This is a genomic window from uncultured Castellaniella sp., assembly GCF_937988725.1.
In the GTDB taxonomy this organism is placed as follows: domain Bacteria; phylum Pseudomonadota; class Gammaproteobacteria; order Burkholderiales; family Burkholderiaceae_B; genus Castellaniella.
This window is the reverse complement of sequence record NZ_CALKHS010000010.1, coordinates 1,225,611-1,247,746: the sequence shown is the minus strand read 5'-3', so window position 1 is coordinate 1,247,746 and position 22,136 is coordinate 1,225,611. Positions and strand designations below refer to the sequence as shown.

Here is a 22,136-nt window from a genome sequence, read left to right as displayed (position 1 = left end):
GGTGGATTCCTTTGTGTTGGTCGGGGCGACATGATTCGAACATGCGACCCTCTGCTCCCAAAGCAGATGCGCTACCAGGCTGCGCTACGCCCCGATTGAACCAGAACCGCAGATTCTACCATGGGGGGCAGGGTCATTCGGGCCTGGCGCGTCGCAGTTCGGGCAGGGTGTGGGCCTGGTGGCGGTAGGCCCAGGTGGGCCAGAGCGCGTGGGCCAGGGCGATGCGGCCGAGCTCCGGATCGGGGTCCTGCGGGGTGTAGCCGTCCGGGGCGGCGTACCGGAAGAAATGGGGCGCCTGCTGGGGTTCCAGCACGGCCAGCATGTCGCCTCGCAGGTAGCCGTAGTGGTCCTCGTATTGCATCATGGCGCGCCCGCCGGTGCCGGGGCGGGTCAGGTCGTGGCCGATCATCGGGTGTTCGTCGCTGATGCCGATCAGGGACAGCAGCGTGGCGGGCAGGTCGATCTGGCTGATGATGCGCTCGTCGCGGCGCGGATCGATCCCGGCGCCCACGACCAGGGCGGGAATGTGGAAGTGGCGCAGCGGAATGCGCTGGGCGCCGCCCACGCGGGCGTCGTGGTCCGCGACGATCAGGAAGACGGTGTCCTGCCAGTAGTCGCTGGCCCGCGCGCGCTCGAAGAACTGCCCGATGGCCCAGTCGGCGTAGCGCACCGTGTTCTGCACCGTGGCGGGATCGCCCTGGACCGGAATGCGCCCGGCCGGGTATTCCCAGGGCGTGTGGTTGGTCACGGAAAAGGCCAGGTGCAGGGTGGGCTGGCCGACGTCGCGCGACAGCAGGGTGTGCAGCTTGTCGAACATGTCCTCGTCGCTGGCGCCCCAGGTGCCGACGAAGGCGGGCGATTCGAAGGTCGGCAGATCGTGCAGTTCGTCGAAGCCGTTGCCCAGGAAGAAGCTCTTCATGTTGTCGAAGTGAGCTTCGCCGCCATAGATGAAGCGCGACCGGTAGCCGTGCCGGCGCAGCAGCTGCGCCAGGGTGAAGAAGTGGCTTTGCGCGTCGGTCAGGCGCAGCGCGGCGTCGGAGAGCGTGGGCGGAAAGCCCGCCGTGACTGCCTCCAGGCCGCGCACGGACCGCGTGCCGGTGGCATAGGCGCGGGTGAAGTTCCAGCCGGTGGCGGCCAGCGCGTCCAGGCAGGGGGTGAGCCCCGCGCCGCCCAGGTTGCCGACATACTGGGCCCCCAGGCTTTCCTGCACGATCAGCACCAGGTTGCGCGGCCGCGCCGGCCGCATGCTGGCGGGCTGGTGGTGCAGGGTGGGCAGCTCCGGCGGCCCGGGCGGGATGCCGGCCTGTTCGCAGATGATCGCCTGCAGTTCCTGATCCGGCAGATCGCCGTACACGTCGGCGGCGGACCGTTCGTTCTTGATGGCGTACAGAGCGAACAGCACGTTGTACAGGGAATTCAGGGGCAGCGTGTTCAGCAGGCTGTCGCCGCACCAGGCGACCGAGGCCGGATTGATGGGGCGGTGCCCCAGCGTACCGCGGATGGCCAGCACGATGGCGGCGGCGATCAGCAGCGTCATGCTCAGGCGCCAGGGCCAGGCGGGCAGGGGGTGCGGCTGCGCCTGCGCGAACAGGGCATGGCCCAGCCAGGCGGCCAGCGCCAGCGCGATCAGGGCGGCGGCCAGCACCAGCTTGTAGCCCTTCCACAGCATGCCGAAGACTTCCTTGGGGTATTTCAGGTAGTCCAGATACAGGCGATTGGGCCGGCTGTCGTATTCCTGGATGAACTGCGGGGTGGATATTTCCAGCAGCACGAAGAGCAGCCAGACGCCCTGCAGCCACAGGCCCGTCAGCCAGATGGCCAGGGGCTGGTCGGCCACCCAGGGGGCCAGCAGGGCGGGGATGCCGACCCACATGGCGATCTGGTTCAGATCGATGCGCAGGCCCCAGCGGAAGATCGGCCAGGGTGCGCCGGCGGCGCGGACGCGCGGCCAGAGCCAGGCGGTCAGCAGCAGGCGGCTGGCGGTCAGCAGCAGCGCGAGCGCCAGGATGAAGATGCCGATCTGGGTGAACATGCCGTGTCCTTTGCCGGGTCAGGGAACCAGGGCGATGCCGATGCGCACTTGCGGATCGCTTTTCTGGTTATAGCCCAGCAGGGTCTCGCCGTATCCCTGGAAGTACTGGACGTACAGGTGGCCGTTCATGTGCAGGAAGGTCCGCTGCAGCGGCCAGGCCGCTTCGATCTGCGTGGCGTTCCCGCGGCTGCCCTGGCGGTACAGGCCCGAGAGCGACAGGCCGTTGTCCTGCGCCCAGCGCAGCTTCCAGTCCACGTAGCCCAGGTAGTCCTGATAGCCCATGTCGCTTTCGGTCGTGAAGTAGGCCTTGAAGCGCGGCTGGAAGCTGAGCTTGCTGCCGCCATCGAGGCGGTAGTTGAATTCCGGCTGCAGGTAGAAGTCGTTCAGGGAACGCGAGTCGTCGCCTTCCTTGCCGTTGGACTTGTGTTCGACGCCGGCGTTCAGGCCGAGGGACCAACGCTTGTCCTGGGTTTCCAGCAGCGATTCCCGGGCCCAGAACAGGCTGGGATTGTAGGTCGTGTCCACGAAGGGAATGGAATCCGAATGCAGGTCCCACAGGGACGTCTGGGTGTAGCCGAAGTACCAGTCGTTCATGAAGCCCGAGCGGGCCGGGTCCGCGGGGCTGAAGGGCCGGTACTTGAAACTGAGCTGGAAGCGGGCGTTGGTGCCGCCTTCGCGGCCGAAGGCGAAATAAATGGGCTCGTAGGGCGACAGCGCGTTGCGGAAGGTCTCGAAGGGCGAGAGCGCGGCGGGGGCCGCCGTCGTCTGGGCGGTGGCCGGGGGGATGGGCGTGGCGCCGTCGCTGAGCGCGGCCGGTTCCGGGGATGTGGCCGGGCCGCCGGCCTGGGCGAGTCGGGGCGCGTCGCCCACCCGCAGCGCCAGCAGGGTGTTGTCCGCCCCCTGGACGGTCAGGGTCAACAGCCCCTGAGCAGTGGCCGGCACGGTGCCGGTCCAGGCCATGCGGGTGAACGTATTGGCGGGCAGGTCCGCCGCGTCGGGGGAGGTCCGCAACTGGAAGTGCGCCGGGGTGGTGTGGCCCTGGGCGTCCGTCCATTGCCCGGTCAATTCCCTGGGCATCGGACTGGACAGCGGGTTGCCGCTGTCGTTGACCAGCAGCCCTTCCAGTTCGATGGGTGCGCCGGGGGCGGCCTGGGGGCTGCCCAGCCGCAGCACGAGTTCGGCCTGGGCGGCGGGGGCCGTGGCGAGCAGCCCCAGGATCAACAGGAAAGACAGGCGAAGAAAGCGCGGAGCGTGCATGGAAAAGACTGGATGGCTGACTATGCCCGAAACTGTAGCATCTGTGCCGTCCGACCTAGCGTATCGCGCTTGAAAACAGCGGAGGAATCGGTAACAAGAACTGATCCGCCGGTTTCGGGTTTCAGGCCGCCAGGCTGGCGTTGTCGATCACGAAGCGGTACTTCACGTCGCCCTTGATCATGCGCTCGTAGGCTTCATTGATCTGGTCGGCCCGGATCAGCTCGATATCCGCCACGATGCCGTGTTCGGCGCAGAAATCCAGCATTTCCTGCGTTTCGGGGATGCCGCCGATCATCGATCCGGCAAGGCTGCGCCGCTTCATGATCAGATTGAACACCTCGGGCGAGGGGTGCGGCGTGGCCGGCGCGCCCACCAGCGTCATCGTGCCGTCGCGCTTGAGCAGCGCGAAGAAGGCATCCAGGTCGTGCGGGGCGGCTACGGTGTTGAGAATGAAGTCGAGGCTCCTGGCGTGCGCGGCCATCTCGTCGGCATCGCGCGAGACGACGACTTCGTCCGCGCCCAGCGTCCTGGCCGCTTCCCGCTTGGGTTCGGAGGTGGTGAAGGCCACCACGTGCGCGCCCATGGCATGCGCCAGCTTGATGCCCATGTGGCCCAGGCCGCCGATGCCGACCACCCCCACCTTGTGGCCCGGCCCCACCTTCCAGTGGCGCAGCGGCGAGTAGGTGGTGATGCCGGCGCACAGCAACGGCGCCACCGCCGCGAGCTGCGCTTCGGGGTGGCGGATGCGCAACACGTAGTGTTCGTGCACGACGATCCGCTGCGAATATCCGCCCAGCGTGTGGCCCGGCGCGTCGTCCGTCGGGAAGTTGTAGGTGCCGATCATGTGGTCGCAGTAGTTTTCCAGCCCTTCGCCGCAATCGGCGCAGTGCCGGCAGCTGTCGACGATGCAGCCGACGCCGACCAGGTCGCCCGTCCGGAAACCCGCCACGTGGGCGCCGACGGCGGACACGCGGCCGACGATTTCGTGTCCGGGCACGCAGGGGTAGCGCGTGCCGGCCCATTCCGAACGCACCTGGTGGATGTCCGAGTGGCACACGCCGCAGTAGGCGATGTCGATCTGCACGTCGTGGGGGCCCGGCGCGCGCCGGGCGATGTCCATCGGTTCGAGAGGCTGGTTGCCGGCGTGGGCGCCGTAAGCTTTGGTGGTCATCGTGGATGCTCCTTTTAAATCCGGGAAAATCTGTGCAACGTGGATTCCATGGGCCTCAGGCGGCGTGCGGCGCATGTGCGCGCGAGGTCAGGAAGGCCAGTGCGGCGGCGGCCGTCAGCAAGAAGGCGCTGGTCGCAAAAGCGGTCTGGTAGCCGATTCCATCAAACAGGATACCGCCGACCGTGGAACCCAACGCAATGCACAGCTGGATCACGGCGACCATCAATCCCCCACCGGCTTCGGCGCTTTGGGGCAGCGATCGAGCCAGCCATGACCACCAGCCGACAGGGGCGGCCGTCGCCATCATCCCCCACAGAGCCGACAGCGCGAAAGCCATGGACAGGGAACTGCCGACGGCGGTGAAGGCCAGTGCGATCAAGGCCATCAGAACGGGGATGGTCGCCAGCGTGGCGTACAGGCTCCGCTTCAGGAACGCGCCAATGAGCGTCGTGCCGAGAACGCCGGCCATGCCAAGCACCAGCAGGATCATCGACAAGGTGGGAATGTCCACGCGCGTGACGGTTTCAAGAAAGGGCCGGATGTAGGTGAACAGCGCGAACTGCCCCATGAAGAAGACGCCGACCGCCAGCATGCCCAGCGTCACCAGACGGTTCCTGAGCAGCTTGAAGATACCGCCTGATCCCGCTGGGCGAGAGGGCGCGGGCATCGACGGCAGACTGGCCCACTGCCAGGCCAGGGCGATCAGGATGACGGGCATCAGGCAGAAGAAGGCGCCGCGCCAGCCGATGAGGCCGCCGAGGTAGCTTCCCAGCGGAGCGGCCACTACGGTCGCCAGCGCATTGCCGCCGTTGAAAACGGCCAGGGCCTTGGGCACCTTGTCGGCGGGCACCAGCCGTATCGCGACCGCCGCCGACATGGACCAGAAGCCTCCCACCACCACGCCGATCAGCGCGCGGCCGATCATGTACGCCGGATAGTCGGGCGCCAATGCCACGACCAGGGCCGACACGCCCATCAGCCCGCTCAGCCATAGCAGCAGTGTTCTGCGATTCAGTGAGCCCGCGATTGTCGAAATGGAAAGACTGGTCAGCACCGCGAAGGCGCCGGAAATGGCGATGCCGTAGCCCACCCGGCCTTCGCTGACCTGCAATTCCGCGGCGATCGGCGTCAGCAGACTGACCGGCATGAATTCGGACGCGATCAGCGCGAAGACGCACAGCGTCATTGCGAAAACGCCATTCCAGTAAGCCGGCTGAGGCCGGTCTTCTCGTCGAATGGCGGGCCCGGGTCCCGCCGGGATGTCGGGGACTTGAGTGTTCATGAATATTTATGCCAGATACTTGGTGAAGGGCGAAGTGTTCGTGTCCTCCATCTTGATGGATTCGGGAGGATATGATTAGTAGGTGCAATCTTGATGTGCTAGTGAGAAAATTTCAGTAATGGCATATCCCAAAGTGAATGATCTGCAAGCCTTCGTGGCGGTCGCCCGAGACCGGAGTTTCACCAAGGCGGCGGCCAGGCTGGGCATTACGCCTTCCGCCCTGAGCCACGCGATGAGGGGGCTCGAAGAGCGGCTGGGCGTGCGCCTGCTGGTCCGCACGACTCGCAACGTGGCGCCGACGGAGGCGGGCGAACGCTTCATGCTGTCGATCGCGCCGCTTTTCGATCAGCTCGCCGCCGAAATCGAAGCGCTTGGAGTATTGCGCGACAAGCCGGCCGGCACGATCCGCATCACGTGCACGGACGATGCCATCGAAATGTCCGTGAGACCCAGGCTGGCGGCGTTTCTGGAAAATTATCCCGACATCACGCTGGAGTTCTATATCGACTACGGATTCACCAATGTCGTTGAGGAGCGGTTCGATGCCGGCATCCGCCTGGGCGAGGCGATCAGCAAAGACATGATCGCGACCCGCATCGGGCCGGATTGGCGCTTGATCGTCGTAGGCGCCCCGAAGTACTTCGAGCGGAATCCGATGCCGCAAACGCCCCATGATCTGACCAGATTTGCCTGCATCAATATCCGGCACAGGGCGTCCGGCGCCCTTTATGCCTGGGAATTCGAGAAGGACGGCCAGGCGTTCACCGTGAAGGTCGAAGGCCAGCTCGTCTTCAACAGCATGCCCCATGTGATCAATGCCGCGGTCGACGGCATCGGCCTGGCCTATGTCACCGAAGATCTCGCCGCGCCTTACTTGGCCGATGGCCGACTCAAAATGATCCTGAGCGACTGGTGTCCCTATTTCTCGGGCTATCACCTGTACTATCCGAACAGGCGGCAGGCCTCTCCCGCGTTTTCAGCGTTCGTCGAAGCGCTTCGGTATCGCGGTACGGCGTGATGCTCATGCGTGCCCGTCGGCTGCCCGACGGTGATCGACGTCTTGCGGTATCGCCCCGATTCCCCGGTCGCCGCGCCTCGCGGCTGAACGGCATCGTCCTGTCCCGATGGGGCGGGATGGGAAGATCGTTCAGCTCACTTCCAGCCGTCCCATCATGCCCAGGTCCTCGTGCTCCAGGATATGGCAGTGGAACATGCGGATGCCCCTGGCGGCCTGCGTGGTGCGGATGAGCACCGTTTCCCGGGCCTTGAGATTGACCGTGTCGCGCCAGGCGCGAAACGGCTCCCGGGTCGAGCTCCCGTCGAGGGGGCGTTCCAGCACGGCGAACTGCGTGCCGTGGATGTGGAAGGGATGATCCATGTCCGAATCGTTGACGATCTCCCAGTCTTCCCATTCGCCGGCCCGGCTGCTCAGGTCGATGCGCCGCATGTCGAAGGCTTTGCCGTTCAGCAGGAACTGCATCGCCGGGGGGCGTCCCATGCCCATTTCCCCCATGTTCCCCATGCCCGCCATGCCCGCCATGCTCATGCCGCCTGCGGACATCATGCCGTGCGATCCATGGGCCATGGGCATGCTTTCGCTCATGACGACCCGCTTCTTCGCAGTCGCGCCGGGCAGCGCCTGGAACGTCCGCAGCGGTTGCGGCAGCGCCAGGGGCCGGGGTTGCCGCGCGGCGCCGAAATCCACCTGCATGAGCGGGATGGGCGGCGTCTCGCCCGCGCCGCCCATCCGGCCGCGTGCGTAGGCCTGCGCCATCAGCGCGCCGCCGGATCCGTCCGTGGCGGTCACCAGGATTTCCGCGCGCTGGGCCGGCGCCAGCAGCACGTCGGGCAATCCCGCTTGCGCCTGTTCGATGCGTCCGCCGTCCGTGCCCAGCAGCGTGAGCTCGCGCCCCGGCAGGGCCAGGCGCAGATAGCGGGCGTTCGTGGCGTTGAGGACGTGCCAGCGTTCCCGGCCGCACGCATCGAACCGCAGCACGGGGCGATTCAGACCGTTGACCAGGGCGTACTGCCCTTCGCGGCCGTTCATCCAGTCCATCATGTCGTTCGCCGGGATCGCGCCGAGCGCCGTCAGCCGCAGGTCGGTGACGACGAGGATGCGCTCGGGAATGGCCGAGAGCGCGTCTTCCCGGGCGCGCACCCGGATCGCGCCGGCCAGCCCCCGGTGGACCTGCTCGCCGGACTGGCCGTGCGGGTGGGGGTGGTACCAGTAGAGGCCTTCGACGTCCTCGGGGATCTTGAAGCGATAGGTGTGGCTGGCCCCGGGCGCCACCGCGGCGTCGGGGTTGCCGTCCTGGTCCGGCGGCACGGGCAGCCCGTGCCAGTGGATCGTGGTGGGCTCGGGCAGGCGGTTCTCGAGCGTGATCTCGACTTCGTCGCCCGCCTGCAGATCGATCAGCGGACCGGGCAGCTGGCCGTTGTAGGCCCAGGCCTCGGTCGTGACGCCCGGGATCAGCTCGATCCCGGCGGGGGCGGCGACGAGCGTGGCCCGGAACAGGCCGGGCTGCGCAGCGGTGTTGCGCAGCGTCGCCGGCGCCGCGAAGGGACGTCCGGGCGGAATGGCGTCCGCGGCCGCCAGCGGCCCGCTGCCCGCGCCCATGGCGGGCGGGCCGTGCCGGGGCTGCGCGGAAGATCCGCCGGCGTGGTGCATGGCTTGCCCGCCGGACGCGGGCCGGATGCCCGTGGCAAGCGCCAGGCCGGCAGAGCCCGCCAGGCCCGTCAGAAAATCTCTGCGTCGCATGGGTTCTTCGCTCCTCGCATCGGATGCTTCGTGACATGCGGCGCCCGCCGCCGGCCGAACCATCTTGATAGTGTGATCCTTCCCACGGTGGGAAGGTCAAGCGCGGGTTTGAAGAAATCGTGTGGCCCGCCCTACTGGATTCGAACCAGTGACCTACGGCTTAGAAGGCCGTTGCTCTATCCAACTGAGCTAAGGGCGGCGAGGCGCGGCATCGGCGGGGCTGTCGGGCGCGGGATGCCCGTTGCGCGGCGGCTGCTCCGTGCCTGTGAACCCTGAATTCTAACGTGCAATCCGGGGATCGGTGTTTTCCCTGATCCGGAGCCGCATTAACGGGAATGTAAGGTCTCCGTAAGACCCGACCTCTAACTTGCCGGCGAACAGGAACCCATCCCCCATTACAAAAGTAGGAGACCGCCATGGGAGACCAACAGACACAGCGCATCGTGTCCAATCCGAAATACCAGCATCTGCGCCGCACCCGCCTGCGCTACGGCTGGACGCTGACCGTGGTCATGCTGATCGTGTATTACGCGTTCATCGGCGTCATCGCCTTCGACAAGGAACTGTTCGCCCTGAAACTGGGCGAAGGCGTCATGACCTGGGGCATCCCGGTCGGTTTCGGCGTCATCGTGTTCAGCGTGCTGGTCACCGGCCTGTACGTGCGCCGCGCCAACGGCGAATTCGATCGCCTGACGCGCGAAATCGCGCAGGAGGCCTGAGATGCGTCGCATGACTGTAAGCGCCTTGAGCGCGCTGGCCCTGGCGGGCATGACGGGAGCCGCGCGGGCGGCCGGCGGCGATCTGGGCGAACTGCAGCAGCAGCCGACCAACTGGACGGCCATCGCCATGTTCGCCCTGTTCGTGCTGCTGACCCTGTGGATCACCAAGTGGGCGGCCAAGCGCACCCGCTCCGCCGCGGATTTCTACACGGCGGGCGGCGGCATCACCGGCTTCCAGAACGGCCTGGCGATCGCCGGCGACTACATGTCGGCGGCGTCCTTCCTGGGGATTTCGGCGGCCGTCATGATCAACGGCTATGACGGCCTGATCTACTCCATCGGCTTCCTGGTGGGCTGGCCGATCCTGACCTTCCTGATGGCGGAACGCCTGCGCAATCTGGGCAAGTTCACCTTCGCCGACGTGGCCGCCTACCGCTTCAAGCAGGGCCCGATCCGCGCGTTCGCCGCCTCGGGCACCCTGGTGGTCGTGGCCTTCTACCTGATCGCGCAGATGGTGGGCGCGGGCCAGCTGATCAAGCTGCTGTTCGGCCTGGAATACTGGATCGCCGTGGTCGTGGTGGGCGTGCTGATGATGATCTACGTGCTGTTCGGCGGCATGACGGCCACGACCTGGGTGCAGATCATCAAGGCGGCGCTGCTGCTGGCCGGGGCGACGTTCATGGCCCTGATGGTGCTGGCGCACTACGGCTTCTCGCCGGAACGCCTGTTCGCCGCCGCGGTCGAGGTCAAGACCCTGGCCGCCCTGAACGCCGGCAAGGACGCCGCCCAGGCCGGCGCCCTGGGCCAGTCCATCATGGGGCCGGGCAATTTCATCAAGGACCCGATCAGCGCGATTTCCTTCGGCATGGCGCTGATGTTCGGCACGGCGGGCCTGCCGCACATCCTGATGCGCTTCTTCACGGTGCCGGATGCCCGCGAAGCCCGCAAGTCGGTGTTCTGGGCCACGTCCTGGATCGGCTACTTCTACATCCTGACCTTCATCATCGGCTTTGGAGCCATCGTGCTGGTGTCCACCAATCCGCACTTCCTGGATGCGGCCGGCGCGTTGATCGGCGGCGGCAACATGGCGGCGGTCCACCTGGCCGACGCCGTCGGCGGCAATGTCTTCCTGGGCTTCATGTCGGCCGTGGCCTTCGCCACGATTCTGGCGGTGGTCGCCGGGCTGACTTTGTCGGGCACGTCGGCCGTGTCGCATGACATTTACGCCACGCTGATCTGCAAGGGCGATGCGTCGCGCCGCGACGAGATGCGGGTGGCCAAGATCACGACCGTGGTCCTGGGCGTCATCGCGGTGGTGCTGGGCATCGCCTTCGAAAAGCAGAACATCGCCTTCATGGTGTCCCTGGCCTTCGCGGTCGCCGCGTCCGCGAACTTCCCGGTGCTGTTCATGTCCGTGCTCTGGAAGGGCTGCACGACGCGCGGCGCCATGATCGGCGGCTTCGCGGGCCTGATCAGCGCCGTGGGGCTGACGGTCGTGTCGCCGTCGGTCTGGGAAGCCACGCTGGGCAATCCGGCGGGGTCCGCCTGGTTCCCGTACGCGTCACCGGCGCTGTTCTCCATGACCATCGGCTTCGTGTCGATCTGGCTGTTCTCGGTCACGGACCGCAGCGAACGCGCCCGCATCGACCGGGCCGGCTTCGAGGCGCAGACCGTGCGCAGCGAAACCGGCATCGGCGCGGCGGCCGCCAGCGCCCACTGATCGGCATCGACGGCAGGATATCGGGCCGCCCTCGGGCGGCCCGATGCGTTCGCCGCCGCGCAGTATCATGAACCACCTGACGCAATTTGGAACCCTTCCCATGAATCCGCATTCGCCCGACACCCCCGACATGGCATCCTGGCATGAGCAGACCCTGGTCCTGCATGGCGATGCGGCCTGCCACCACGATGCGGCGGTGGTGCCGCCCATTCACTACAGCGCGACGTTCCGGGCGGAATCGGCGGAAGAGTTCTCGGCGATGGCGACCACGGTGCGGCCGGCCAGTTTCTACACGCGCCACGGCAACCCGGTCAACAAGCACGTCGAAGCCATTCTGGCGGGCCTGGAAGGCACGGAAACGGCCCTGCTGACCGGATCGGGCATGGGCGCCATCTGCACCACGATCCTCGCGCTGCTGCAGGCGGGCGACCACGTCGTCGTGCAGCAGCGCCATTACATGAGCACGTCCAAGCTCTTTTCCGAAGTCCTGACCCGCTACGGCGTGCAGGTCAGCGTGTTCGACCAGACGGACCTGGACAGCCTGAAGGCCGCGCTGCGGCCCGACACCAAGCTGATCATGGTGGAAACGCCGGTCAATCCCAGTCTGTCGATCACGGACCTGGCGGCGGTGGCGGCGATCGCCCGGCCCCGGGGCATCCTGACGGTGGCGGACAACACCTTCGCCTCGCCCCTGAACCAGCGCCCGCACGACCTGGGCATCGACATCGTGGTCCACAGCGCGACCAAGTACCTGGGCGGCCACAGCGACATCATGGCCGGCGCCATCTGCTGCAGCCAGGACCTGGCGGAAAAAATCTGGAAGATGCACGTCACCCTGGGGGCGGTGCTCTCGCCCATGGACGCCTGGCTGCTGCTGCGCGGACTGCGCACGCTGTCCCTGCGCATGGAGCGCATCAACGCCAATGCCCTGGCGGTGGCGCAGTGGCTGGAATCGCGCCCCGAAGTCGAACGGGTCCTGTATCCGGGGCTGCGCAGCCATGCCCAGCACGACCTGGCCGCCCGCCAGATGAAGGGCTTCGGCGCCATCGTGGCGTATTCCATCCGGGGCGGCTATGCCGTCACGCAGCGGTTCGTGTCGGCCTTGAAGCTGGCGACCCAGGCGGTCAGCCTGGGCGGGGTCGAGACCCTGGCCGTGCATACGGCGTCGATGTGGGCCAGTTCGATGAGCGAGGCCGAGATGCAGGCCGCCGGCATCGAACCCAATTTCGTGCGCATGTCCGTCGGCGTGGAGCACATCGACGACCTGAAGGCCGATCTGGCCCAGGCGCTGGCCCAGGCCCAGGTCCAGGCCCGGGTCGGAGCGGCCTGAGGCCGGGCGCGGGCCGCCGGCGGCGCTTTGGGTCGGCGGTGCGGGCGGGCCCGGCGGCTGCCGGCCCGCGTCCGTGGCTTAGTTCAGCCCGGCCTTGTCCAGCCCGTATTGCTTGTCGGCCGACCCCGGCTCGGCCCGGAAAGCCACGCCCAGGCGGTTCCAGCCGTTGATGCCGACGATCAGGAAGGACAGGTCGGCCAGTTCCTGTTCGGACAGCTGCTCGCGCACCCGCGCGAACAGGTCGTCCGGGATGCCGTGGGGCGGCAGCTGGGTCAGGGCCTCGGTCCATTCCAGGATGGCTTTTTCCTTGGCGTCGAAGAGCGGCGATTCGCGCCAGACGGCGACGTGATGCAGCCGCAGTTCGCGTTCGCCCGCCAGCTTGCCTTCTTTCACGTGCATGTCCACGCAGAAGGCGCAGCCGTTCAGTTGCGAGGCCCGCAGGGTGACCAGGTGGCCGATCCTGGCCAGGAAGGGATTCTTGTGCAGGGTCAGGCTGAAGTCGGAATACTTCTGGGCGGCCTCGGGCGAGGCCTTGTAGTAGTTGAGGCGTTGGGTCATGGTGTCGATCCGAAAGAGTTCATGAAACGAACCTTTTCATTCTGCACCATTTCGGTCCTGTATGCATGGGGGCGGCGCAGGGCTACAGGTACGGGCTGGCCAGCCAGATGACGCGGTTGCGCAGCTGCTTCAGGAAGGGGATGGCCTTCAGGGATTCCAGCGTGACCGGATCCGCGTGGGCGATCTCGGCGTCGATGCGTTCCGCGATGCGGCGCGCCATGACGGGATCGTAGATCTCCATGTCCAGTTCGAAGTTCAGCCGCAGGCTGCGCGGGTCCAGGTTCGACGAACCCACGTAGGACCAGCCATCGTCGATGGTGATCAGCTTGGAATGGTCGAAGTTGCCCCGGCTGCGCCAGATCCGGCAGCCGCTCGAGATCACCTGCGCCAGCTGCGCGGTCATGGCGTAATTGACCAGCCGCAGATTGTTGCGTCCCGGGATGACGATGTCGACCTGGATGCCCCGGCGGGCGGCGGTGTTCAGGGCGCCCATCAGGGTCTGGTCGGGCAGGAAGTAGGGCGACTGGATGCGCACGTGCCGCTGGGCGACGGCCAGGGCGCCCAGCAGCACATTGTGGGTCGCGGCGATGAACCGGTCGGGGCTGGAACGGATGCAGCGGGCCGGCACCTGGGGTTCGGGCGCGTCGGGCGCGCGCTGGCACCAGTCCTCGATGCTCAATCGTTCGCGCGTGGTGAATTCCCAGTCGTTGGCGAAGACGGCGAAGAGCTGGGTGGCGACGGGCCCCTCAATGCGGAAATGGGTGTCGCAGGCGGCGTGGCGTCCCGCCAGGGACGTCATGAAGCCTTCGCGGATGTTCATGCCGCCCATGAAACCCAGATGGCCGTCGACGAAGAGGATCTTCCGGTGGCTGCGCAGGTTGGCGTACGGCATGCGCAGGCCCAGCATGTTCGACATGAACAGTTCGGTGCGGATGCCGTGGCGGCGCAGCAGGTGAATGATGGGGGGGCGCGAATAGCGGGATCCCACCGAGTCGATCAGGACCCGGATGACGATGCCCCGGTCATGGGCGCGGCGCAGCGCCTCGGCGAACTGCAGGCCGATGCGGTCGTGGTCGAAGATGTAGCTTTGCAGGGCGATGCAGTGGGCGGCCGAGTCGATGGCCTGCAGCATGGCCGGGTAGGCCTGGTCGCCGCTGTCGAGCAGGGTGATGTGGTTGCCGTCGTGCAGCGGGAAGCGGCTGATGCGGTCGCACAGCACGCGCAGCGAGGCGAACTGCGAGCCAGCCAGGGAAGCGACGTCCTTGACGGGATCGCGGGCGTGATTGACGTAGTCCTTGATCAGCCGGCTGCGCTGGGTGGACATCTGGTCGTGGCGGATGCGGTTGATGCCGGCCACCAGGTACAGGAACGGCCCCAGGAACGGCGACATCAGCACGACGCCGACCCAGGCGATGGCCGCCCGCACGTCGTTCTTGTTCATGGCCGCGTGCACGGCGGCAAAGGCGCTGAGCGTGAGCGAGATGGCCGCCACCAGATGCGGCCAGTAATCCGACAGGAACTGCGAGATCGCCAGCATGGCTCAGCCCTTGCCGGCGCCCGCCGGGCGCCGTTGCAGCGAATCCAGCCAGTCGGGGTTGGGGGCGCCGGACCCCGCATACTGCTGGTTGCGCGAATTGGACCGCCAGACCCCGCCGCCGATGCCGGGGACGGGTTCGGCCCGATACCAGAACCAGCGGCCGTCGGCGTCCTGGGCGGCCCAGTCCCAGCCGGGCGGGGCCGCCGTCCAGTCGGGCATGCGGGGAAGAGGTTCGGTCGTGTTCGGGCTCATGGACATCCGGTCGGCTGACGGGCCCGATGCGCCGGCGCCTCCGCGGATGCCCGGGATCCCCGGGGGCCGGACCAGCTAGTGCGTGGCGATCAGGTTCTGACGAATCTTGTCATAACCCAGGTTGAAAAGAAACCCGTAGGGCAGGTAGAACAGGACGAAGCCGATGTCCAGCAGCAGCGCCTGCCACATGGAAATGCCCAGCCACCAGGCCACGAAGGGGATGGCGATGATGATCAGGCCGCCTTCGAAGCCGCAGGCGTGGCCCACGCGCACCCAGTAGGTGCGGTCGAAGCCCAGCCGGGACTGCAGGCGGTCGAACAGCCAGTTGTAGATCATGTTCCACGTGACGGCGATGGTGGCGATGGCGGCGGTCATGACGCCCATGTCCAGGGCGGAATGGCCGGTGATCCAGGCTGCCAGGGGGGCGGAAATGCCGATGGCCAGGACTTCGAACGCCAGCGCATGGAAGATGCGTTCGGACAGCGATCGATGATGAATCTGCATGGGGAGATTGTGCTATGGAGGCGGTGTCGTCACCGCGTTCAAGCGCCGCAGGCGGGGTCGTCCCTGCCTGGCCCGGAAGCCGGGAAGAAGATGGGGTGACCGATGGGGCTCGAACCCACGACAACCGGAATCACAATCCGGGACTCTACCAACTGAGCTACGGTCACCACTGAAAGAAGAAGGATTCTAGCATGGCTGCAAACCTTTTGCTGAAATGGGGCCGGCCCCTTGATCCGGGCTGCGTTTTCAGTCATGTTATGGGTTGTGGTTTCGATCGGGCCGGGCTCATGCCAGCCGGGCCTCTCCTCCAAAAAGGAAATGCTTATGGCACAGATTTTCGTTGTCCATCCCGAAAACCCGCAGTCCCGCCTGCTGCAGCAGGCGGCGGACCTTTTGTCGCAGGGCGGCCTGGTGGCCGTGCCGACGGATTCCAGTTATGCCGTGGTCGCCCGGCTGGACGACAAGGCGGCGGCCGACGGCCTGCGCCGCCTGCGGGGCCTGGACGAACGCCATCACCTGACCCTGCTTTGCCGCGACCTGGCGGAAATCAGTCATTTCGCCAAGGTCGAGAACACCCATTACCGCCTGCTGAAGCTGGCCACCCCCGGTCCCTGGACCTTCATCCTGGAAGCCACGAAGGAAGTGCCCCGCCGCGTGTCGCACCCTTCGCGCAAGACCATCGGCATCCGGGTGCCCGACCACCGGGTGGCCCGCGCGCTGATCGAAGCCGTCGGCTCGCCGCTGCTGTCCACCACCCTGATTCCCCAGGGCGAAGCCCTGCCGCTGAACGACGCGCAGGACATCCTGTCGCGGTACCAGCACGATCTGGCCGCCATCGTCGACGGCGGCGCCTGCCCCTTCGACCCGACCACCGTGATCGACCTGACCCGGGAAGCCCCCCAGGTGGTGCGGGTGGGGCGCGGCGATCCGGCCACGCTGGGGCTGCAATAGCGGTTATGCTTGCGGGGATTGCCGGCGCGGGCCGGCTCCCTTGCCAGCATTCTCATGGATCAACTCATCCAGACCATCGCGGTCTATGCCTTGCCGGTCCTGTTCGCCATCACCCTGCACGAGGCCGCCCACGGCTACGTGGCCCGGTTCTTCGGCGATCCCACGGCCCAGCAGGCGGGCCGCATCAGTCTGAATCCGCTGCGCCACATCGATCCCGTGGGCACCATCATCGTGCCGCTGGTGCTGCTGTTCGTCACGCGCTTCATGGGCGGCGGACTGCTCTTCGGCTGGGCCAAGCCCGTGCCGGTCAACTGGAGCCGGCTGCGTCGCCCCAAGCAGGACATGCTCTGGGTGGCCCTGGCCGGCCCGGCCTCCAACCTGCTGCAGGCCATCGCCTGGGTGCTGCTCTGGCGGCTGATGCTGTCCGCGGGCCTGGCGCAGGGCGGCGGCAGCTTCTGGACGCTGATGGCGCACGCGGGCGTGCAGGTCAACCTCATCCTGATGGCCCTGAACCTGCTGCCGCTGCCGCCGCTGGACGGCGGGCGCATCGTCTTCAGCCTGCTGCCCCCGCGCATGGCCTGGCAGTACGGCCGCATCGAACCCTACGGGCTCGTCATCCTGGTCGTGCTGATGATGATGGGCTGGCTCTGGCCCCTCATGGCGCCGCTGCTGAAGCTGGGCGAGTGGATCGTCAACGGATTTTTGTAAATCGGGCCCGCGAATCCGGTAAACTTGATTCTTTCATCGCCTGGGATGTCGCCCGGGCGTTTTTCGGAGACTTTCTTCATCATGGCCGGTGCGGATTCATCCCTTCCAGTCTTTCAGGGCAGCATGGTTGCCCTGGTCACGCCCATGCATCCCGACGGGCAACTGGACCTCGATGCCTTTCGAAAATTGGTCGATTGGCACATCGATCAGGGCACGGACGCCCTGGTGGTGGTCGGGACGTCGGGCGAATCGCCCACGGTCACGGTGCAGGAACAGGCCGAACTGATCGAACTGGCGGTGCGCCATGCGAACGGCCGCATCCCCATCATCGCCGGCACGGGCGGCAATTCCACGGCGGAAGCCATCGAACTGCAGCGCCATGCCTATGCGGCGGGCGCGGCGGCCGGCCTGACCGTGGTGCCCTACTACAACAAGCCCACCCAGGAAGGCCTGTACCAGCATTTCCGGGCGATCGCCGAATCCGTGGAATTGCCCAGCATCCTGTACAACGTGCCGGGGCGCACGGTGGCCGATCTGTCCAACGACACGATCCTGCGCCTGGCGCAGGTGCCGGGCATCATCGGGGTGAAGGACGCCACGGGCAACATCGCGCGCGGCGCGCAGCTGATCGCCGCCGCTCCGGCGGGCTTCCACGTCATCAGCGGCGACGATCCCACCGCGGCGGCGCTGATCCTGCTGGGCGGCCGGGGCAACATCTCCGTCACCGCCAACGTCGCTCCGCGGCTGATGCATGAACTGTGCGCGGCGGCCCTGCGCGGCGACGTGCCCGAAACCCGGCGTCTGAACACGGTCCTGTCCACCCTGAACCGGGTCCTCTTCCTGGAAGCCAACCCGATCCCGGTGAAATGGGCGGTGGCGGAAATGGGCCTGACCCAACTGGGCTACCGCCTGCCCCTGACCCCGCTGTCCGATTCCTTCCGCACCGTGGTGCGCCAAGCCTTGATTGATGCAGGTTGCCTCTGACATGATGATGAAACGTACGCCGTTTTCCCTGGCCAGCGTCCTGCTGTTCAGCCTGCTGGCGGGCTGCTCCACGCTCGGCCAGCTGACCGGACAGACCGAATCCGTCGAATACAAGAGCACGGTCACGGGCGATCCGCTGTCGATCCCGCCCGACCTGACCCAGGCCAGCGACAACACCCACTACAAGGCCCCCGAAGGCACCGCCAGCCTCAGCGCCTATTCCGCCAGCCAGCGCTCGCAAAGCGCCAACCCGGCGGACCGCGTCCTGCCGCAGACGGCCGGCGTGCAGGTGATGCGCGACGGCGCGCTGCGCTGGCTGTCGGTCAGCGAACCGGCCGAAACCCTGTATCCCAAGATCATCGAATTCTGGGGCCAGCAGGGCTTCACCATCCAGTCCCAGAATCCCAAGGCCGGCCTGATCGAGACCGACTGGGCCGAGAACCGCGCCAAGATCCCGGAAGGCTGGCTGCGCAGCGCCCTGGGCAGCGTCCTGGACCAGGTCTTCGACAGCGGCGAACGCGACCGCTTCTCCACCCGCCTGGAACGCAACAACGGCAAGACCGAGGTCTACATCAGCCACCAGCACATGGAAGAAACGCCTACGAGCGATGGCACGGCCTTCAAGTGGGTCGCCGGCAAGGAAGACCCGGGCCTGAACGCCGCCATGCTGGCGCGCCTGATGGTGTATCTGGGCACGGATCAGCAAAAGGCCGCCCAGGAAATCAAGAACGCTTCCCAGGAAGCCGGTTCTGGCACCACGACCCAACTGGCCGACGGCCAGGCGTCCCTGACGGTGAACGAATCGTTTGACCGCGCATGGCGCCGCGTCGGGGTGGCCATCGACTCGGCCCGCTTCACCGTGGAAGACCGCAACCGCGACCAGGGCGATTACTACATCCGCTACCTGGACACCGACACCGGCGAAAAGATCGAACAGCAGAACATCTTCGGTCGCCTGTTCGGCACCAAGAACGCCGCCGAGCCGCAGAAACTGCGGGTCCATCTGGCCCAGCAAGGCGCCGGCACCGAGGTCACCGTGCTGAATGCGAACGGGCAGACGATGACCGACGCCACGGCCCGCCGGATCCTGACGGTGCTGGACAAGAACCTGAAGACCACGCAGTAAACGGAAAGCGCGGCCGGCTCGCTGCCGGCGCACAGAAAAAATCCTGCTTCGGCAGGATTTTTTCTGTGCGGGATGCTGATGGGGGCGGGCATCGCCGGCGTAGCGCCGGCTCCTGGGTTGGGCGTCGCTTTATGCCGATGCCTGCAGACGATCTGCGTCGGGCAGCGTTGCGTCGGCATTCAGCATCTGACCGAACCAGGCCAGTTCCGCTCCCAGCGCCGTGACCTCGCCCACCAGGACCAGGGCGGGGGACAGCACCCGATGCCCGGCTGCCGCGGATGCCAGGGTGTCCAGGGTGGCGAAGACGGTCCGCTGGGAAGGCCGGGAACCGTTTTCCACCAGGGCGCAGGGCGTGGACGGCGCGCAGCCGTCCGCCAGCAATTGTTCGCGCAGGACCGGCAAGCGGTTCACCCCCATGTAATAGATCCGGGTCTGGCCGTCGCCCAGGCCGCCTGACGCCTGCGTGGCTTCCGCGCGGCGGTGCGCGGTCGCCAGCGTCAGCGATTGCGCGTGATCGCGGTGCGTCAGGGGGATTCCGGCGTAGGCCCCGCAGGCCAGCGCGGCGGTGATGCCGGGCACGACTTCGTAGGCGATGCCGTGGCGCTTCAGGTGCTGCAGCTCTTCGCCGCCCCGGCCGAACACCAGGGGGTCGCCGCCCTTCAGGCGCACCACGCAGCGGCCTTGCCGGGCATGGGACACCATCAGGGCGTGGATGCGGGCCTGGGTCGTTTCGTGCGGGCCGCCCAGGGCCTTGCCCACGTCGATCACCTGCGCGTCGCGCCGCGCCAGCGCCAGGACTTCGGGGCTGACCAGGCGGTCGGCCAGGATGACGTCGGCCTCGTTCAGGGCGCGCAGGCCGCGCAGGGTCAGCAGGCCCGGATCGCCGGGACCTGCGCCGACGAGCAGGACCTTGCCGGCCGGCGCGGGGGTGTTCCGGCCCAGCGCCTGTTCCAGGGCGGCTTCGGCTTCCTCGGGCCGGCTGCGCCGCAGCGCCCCCAGCACGGGGCCGTCCATCAGCCAGTCGTAGAAGTCCCGGCGGGCGCGCAGCTCGGGCCGGGCCTGGCGGATCGCCCCGCGCTTGCGCTGCGCCAGCGCGGCCAGCGCGCCCAGCGCCGGGTCGAACAGGGATTCGATGCGCTCGCGCAGGCGCCGGGCGATCACCGGCGCGCTGCCGCCCGAGGAAATGGCGATGGTGATGGGCGCCCGGTCCACGATGGCCGGCACCTGGGCGCTGGAGAGCGCCACGTCGTCCACCACATTGCAGAACAGCCGCCGGGCGGCGGCGGCATCCGCCACCTGGCGGTTCAGCGCCCGGTCGTTCGTGGCGGCGATGACCAGCCAGGCCTCGTCCAGCCAGGCCAGATCGAAGGGCGCCAGGCGCAGTTCCACGTCGCCCGCCCGGGCGCGGGCCTGGACCTGGGGGTGGGCCGCGTGGGCGCCGACGATGACGCGGGCGCCGGCCGAGAGCAGCAGAGCGATCTTGCGGTCCGCGACCAGGCCGGCGCCGATCACCAGCGCCGTGCGGCCCTTCAGGTCGGTGAACAGGGGGAACAGCTGCATGATCAGACCACTCCGGTGCGCACCAGGAAATTGCCGAAGGCTTCCTGCGGCTGGCGCTGCCCGGCATAGTCGGCGAACAGAGCGTCCAGGCTGCCCAGGATCTCGGTTTCGTCGATGTTCTCCCGGTACAGGCGGTTCATGCGCTCGCCCACGAAGTCGGCGCCCAGGCGCAGGTCGTAGCGGCCCAGCGCCCGTCCCACCAGGGCGATCTCGCCCAGGTAGGGGCGCGAGCAGCCGTTCGGGCAGCCCGACAGGCGCAGCAGGATGGGCTCGTCGCGCAGGCCGTGCTTGTCCAGCAGGGCTTCCAGTTTGGGCAGCAGCACCGGGGCGTAGCGCTCGCTTTCCGCCATAGCCAGGCCGCAGGTGGGCAGCGCCACGCAGGCGATGTGGTGGCGGCGGATGCCGCTTTGCTCCTTGTAGCCGTCCAGTCCGTATTCCTGCGCCAGGGCGTCGATGGCGGCGCGGTCGGCCTCGTCCACGTTGGCGATCACCAGGTTCTGGTTGCAGGTCAGGCGGAACTCGCCCTTCAGGACCTTGGCGATTTCGCGCATGCCGGTCTGCAGCCGCAGGCCGTCGCGGTCCCACAGGCGCCCGGAGGCGATGTACAGGCCCAGGTGCCAGCGGCCGTCCTCGCCGCGCGACCAGCCGTAGCGGTCGCCGTTGCGCTCGAACCGATAGGGGCGGGCATCCTGCAGGGTGCGGCCGCTGCGGACCTGGATCTGTTCGCGGAACCACTCCACGCCCAGGCGGTCCACCGTGTACTTCAGCCGCGCGTGCTGGCGTTCCTTGCGGTCGCCGTGGTCGCGCTGCAGCGTGACGACCGCCTCGGCGACGGCGATCAGGTCTTCGGGGGTGACGAAGCCCACCATCGAGCCCAGGCGCGGATAGGTCGTGGGGTCGCCCGCCGTGGCGCCCATGCCGCCGCCCACCGCGACATTGAAGCCTTGCAGCCGGCCATCCTCGATGATGGCGACCAGGCCCAGGTCGTTGGCGAACACGTCGCAGTCGTTGGTCGGCGGGATGGCGATGCCGATCTTGAACTTGCGCGGCAGGTAGGCGGAATTGTTGCCGTAGATGGGCTCCTCGTCCCCGGCTTCGCCCACCTGCTTGCCGCCCAGCCAGATTTCCGCGTAGGCCGTGGTGCGGGGCAGGAAATGATCGGACAGGCGCTGCACCCATGCCTGGGTCAAGGCATGCTGGCTGGACAGGTGCGGATTGACCGAGCTGATCACCTGGCGGTTGACGTCGCCGCAGGCGGCGATGGTCGTCGCCCGGGCATCGTGGATGCCCTGCATGAAGGCGCGCAGGTCGCGTTTCAGGATGCCGTGCCACTGGAAGGTCTGGCGCGTCGTGATGCGCAGGCCCCGCGTGGCGTACCGCTGCGCCAGCGCGTCCAGCGCCAGCCACTGCTGCGGCGGGATGACGCCGCCCGGCAGGCGGGCGCGCACCATGAAGGCGTAGGCGGGCTCCAGCTTCTGCTTGCGCCGTTCGTCGCGGATGTCGCGGTCGTCCTGCATGTAGCTGCCGTGGAATTTCAGCAGCTTGGTGTCGGATTCGGGGATCGCCCCGGTGATCGGATTGTCCAGTTCCGGGGCGATGGTGCCGCGCAGGAACCGGCTGGCGGTCTTGATGTCTTCCAGGGGGGACAGGGGGGAAATGCTCATCTTGTGTCAGTCGCTGCTATTGC

Annotated in this window: 19 protein-coding genes and 3 tRNA genes; 8 read left to right on the top strand and 14 right to left on the bottom strand. The window is 67.3% G+C overall.

Annotation, left to right across the window (positions count from 1 at the left end):
• Nucleotides 1–17: 17 nt before the first annotated feature.
• The 5 genes from Q0263_RS16270 to Q0263_RS16250 all read right to left on the bottom strand — a co-directional run bounded on the left by Q0263_RS16270 (nucleotide 18) and on the right by Q0263_RS16250 (nucleotide 5,646).
• Nucleotides 18–94 (bottom strand) — tRNA-Pro (locus tag Q0263_RS16270).
• A 39-nt stretch (nucleotides 95–133) separates the two neighbouring features.
• Complete coding sequence (locus Q0263_RS16265; protein WP_298018489.1) at nucleotides 134–2,032, bottom strand: LTA synthase family protein; 1,899 nt, start codon at nucleotides 2,030–2,032, stop codon at nucleotides 134–136.
• An 18-nt stretch (nucleotides 2,033–2,050) separates the two neighbouring features.
• Nucleotides 2,051–3,289 carry a phospholipase A gene (locus tag Q0263_RS16260; protein ID WP_298018487.1) on the bottom strand — a complete coding sequence of 413 codons (1,239 nt, stop codon included), beginning with the start codon at nucleotides 3,287–3,289 and terminating at the stop codon, nucleotides 2,051–2,053.
• Nucleotides 3,290–3,410: 121 nt separating this feature from the next.
• Nucleotides 3,411–4,460, bottom strand: a complete 1,050-nt coding sequence (locus Q0263_RS16255; RefSeq protein WP_298018484.1) for an NAD(P)-dependent alcohol dehydrogenase — start codon at nucleotides 4,458–4,460, stop codon at nucleotides 3,411–3,413.
• Between the two features lie 55 nt (nucleotides 4,461–4,515).
• Nucleotides 4,516–5,646 (bottom strand): MFS transporter, encoded by a 1,131-nt coding sequence (locus tag Q0263_RS16250; RefSeq protein ID WP_298018481.1) that lies wholly within the window; start codon nucleotides 5,644–5,646, stop codon nucleotides 4,516–4,518.
• A gap of 214 nt (nucleotides 5,647–5,860) precedes the next feature.
• On the opposite strand from Q0263_RS16250, the gene Q0263_RS16245 reads away from it, so the two are divergent.
• Nucleotides 5,861–6,760 carry a LysR family transcriptional regulator gene (locus Q0263_RS16245; RefSeq protein ID WP_298018478.1) on the top strand — a complete coding sequence of 300 codons (900 nt, stop codon included), beginning with the start codon at nucleotides 5,861–5,863 and terminating at the stop codon, nucleotides 6,758–6,760.
• 129 nt (nucleotides 6,761–6,889) lie between these two features.
• Here the strand turns inward: Q0263_RS16245 and Q0263_RS16240 are convergent, their stop codons facing one another.
• Nucleotides 6,890–8,500, bottom strand: a complete 1,611-nt coding sequence (locus Q0263_RS16240) for a multicopper oxidase family protein (RefSeq protein WP_298018475.1) — start codon at nucleotides 8,498–8,500, stop codon at nucleotides 6,890–6,892.
• A 122-nt stretch (nucleotides 8,501–8,622) separates the two neighbouring features.
• A tRNA-Arg gene (locus Q0263_RS16235) sits at nucleotides 8,623–8,699 on the bottom strand.
• A gap of 217 nt (nucleotides 8,700–8,916) precedes the next feature.
• Here Q0263_RS16235 and Q0263_RS16230 point away from each other — a divergent pair.
• From Q0263_RS16230 to Q0263_RS16220, 3 genes are all read left to right on the top strand, one after another.
• Nucleotides 8,917–9,219 (top strand): DUF485 domain-containing protein, encoded by a 303-nt coding sequence (locus Q0263_RS16230; RefSeq protein ID WP_298018472.1) that lies wholly within the window; start codon nucleotides 8,917–8,919, stop codon nucleotides 9,217–9,219.
• A 1-nt stretch (nucleotide 9,220) separates the two neighbouring features.
• Nucleotides 9,221–10,939 carry a cation acetate symporter gene (locus Q0263_RS16225; RefSeq protein ID WP_298018469.1) on the top strand — a complete coding sequence of 573 codons (1,719 nt, stop codon included), beginning with the start codon at nucleotides 9,221–9,223 and terminating at the stop codon, nucleotides 10,937–10,939.
• A gap of 100 nt (nucleotides 10,940–11,039) precedes the next feature.
• Nucleotides 11,040–12,269 (top strand): aminotransferase class I/II-fold pyridoxal phosphate-dependent enzyme, encoded by a 1,230-nt coding sequence (locus tag Q0263_RS16220; RefSeq protein ID WP_298018466.1) that lies wholly within the window; start codon nucleotides 11,040–11,042, stop codon nucleotides 12,267–12,269.
• Between the two features lie 78 nt (nucleotides 12,270–12,347).
• Here the strand turns inward: Q0263_RS16220 and Q0263_RS16215 are convergent, their stop codons facing one another.
• The 5 genes from Q0263_RS16215 to Q0263_RS16195 form a co-directional block, all read right to left on the bottom strand.
• Nucleotides 12,348–12,827, bottom strand: a complete 480-nt coding sequence (locus Q0263_RS16215; protein WP_298018463.1) for a carboxymuconolactone decarboxylase family protein — start codon at nucleotides 12,825–12,827, stop codon at nucleotides 12,348–12,350.
• A gap of 82 nt (nucleotides 12,828–12,909) precedes the next feature.
• Complete coding sequence (locus Q0263_RS16210; protein WP_298018459.1) at nucleotides 12,910–14,364, bottom strand: phospholipase D-like domain-containing protein; 1,455 nt, start codon at nucleotides 14,362–14,364, stop codon at nucleotides 12,910–12,912.
• 3 nt (nucleotides 14,365–14,367) lie between these two features.
• The gene (locus Q0263_RS16205) at nucleotides 14,368–14,616 is read right to left on the bottom strand and encodes a hypothetical protein (protein WP_298018456.1); all 249 of its coding nucleotides are present in this window, start codon (nucleotides 14,614–14,616) and stop codon (nucleotides 14,368–14,370) included.
• Between the two features lie 75 nt (nucleotides 14,617–14,691).
• Complete coding sequence (locus Q0263_RS16200; protein ID WP_298018453.1) at nucleotides 14,692–15,120, bottom strand: multidrug/biocide efflux PACE transporter; 429 nt, start codon at nucleotides 15,118–15,120, stop codon at nucleotides 14,692–14,694.
• Nucleotides 15,121–15,211: 91 nt separating this feature from the next.
• Nucleotides 15,212–15,287 (bottom strand) — tRNA-His (locus Q0263_RS16195).
• A 157-nt stretch (nucleotides 15,288–15,444) separates the two neighbouring features.
• Between Q0263_RS16195 and Q0263_RS16190 the strand changes: the two genes are divergently transcribed.
• From Q0263_RS16190 to bamC, 4 genes are all read left to right on the top strand, one after another.
• Complete coding sequence (locus Q0263_RS16190) at nucleotides 15,445–16,071, top strand: L-threonylcarbamoyladenylate synthase (protein WP_298018450.1); 627 nt, start codon at nucleotides 15,445–15,447, stop codon at nucleotides 16,069–16,071.
• 54 nt (nucleotides 16,072–16,125) lie between these two features.
• Nucleotides 16,126–16,779 (top strand): site-2 protease family protein, encoded by a 654-nt coding sequence (locus Q0263_RS16185; RefSeq protein WP_298018448.1) that lies wholly within the window; start codon nucleotides 16,126–16,128, stop codon nucleotides 16,777–16,779.
• Nucleotides 16,780–16,860: 81 nt separating this feature from the next.
• A complete protein-coding gene (gene dapA, locus Q0263_RS16180; RefSeq protein ID WP_298018445.1) occupies nucleotides 16,861–17,763 on the top strand; it encodes a 4-hydroxy-tetrahydrodipicolinate synthase in 903 nt (300 codons plus the stop codon).
• A 1-nt stretch (nucleotide 17,764) separates the two neighbouring features.
• Nucleotides 17,765–18,889, top strand: a complete 1,125-nt coding sequence (gene bamC, locus Q0263_RS16175; protein WP_298018442.1) for an outer membrane protein assembly factor BamC — start codon at nucleotides 17,765–17,767, stop codon at nucleotides 18,887–18,889.
• A gap of 129 nt (nucleotides 18,890–19,018) precedes the next feature.
• Here the strand turns inward: bamC and cysG are convergent, their stop codons facing one another.
• Nucleotides 19,019–20,449 (bottom strand): siroheme synthase CysG, encoded by a 1,431-nt coding sequence (gene cysG / locus Q0263_RS16170; protein ID WP_298018439.1) that lies wholly within the window; start codon nucleotides 20,447–20,449, stop codon nucleotides 19,019–19,021.
• Nucleotides 20,450–20,451: 2 nt separating this feature from the next.
• Nucleotides 20,452–22,113, bottom strand: a complete 1,662-nt coding sequence (cysI, locus tag Q0263_RS16165) for an assimilatory sulfite reductase (NADPH) hemoprotein subunit (RefSeq protein ID WP_298018436.1) — start codon at nucleotides 22,111–22,113, stop codon at nucleotides 20,452–20,454.
• Nucleotides 22,114–22,136 lie beyond the last annotated feature (23 nt).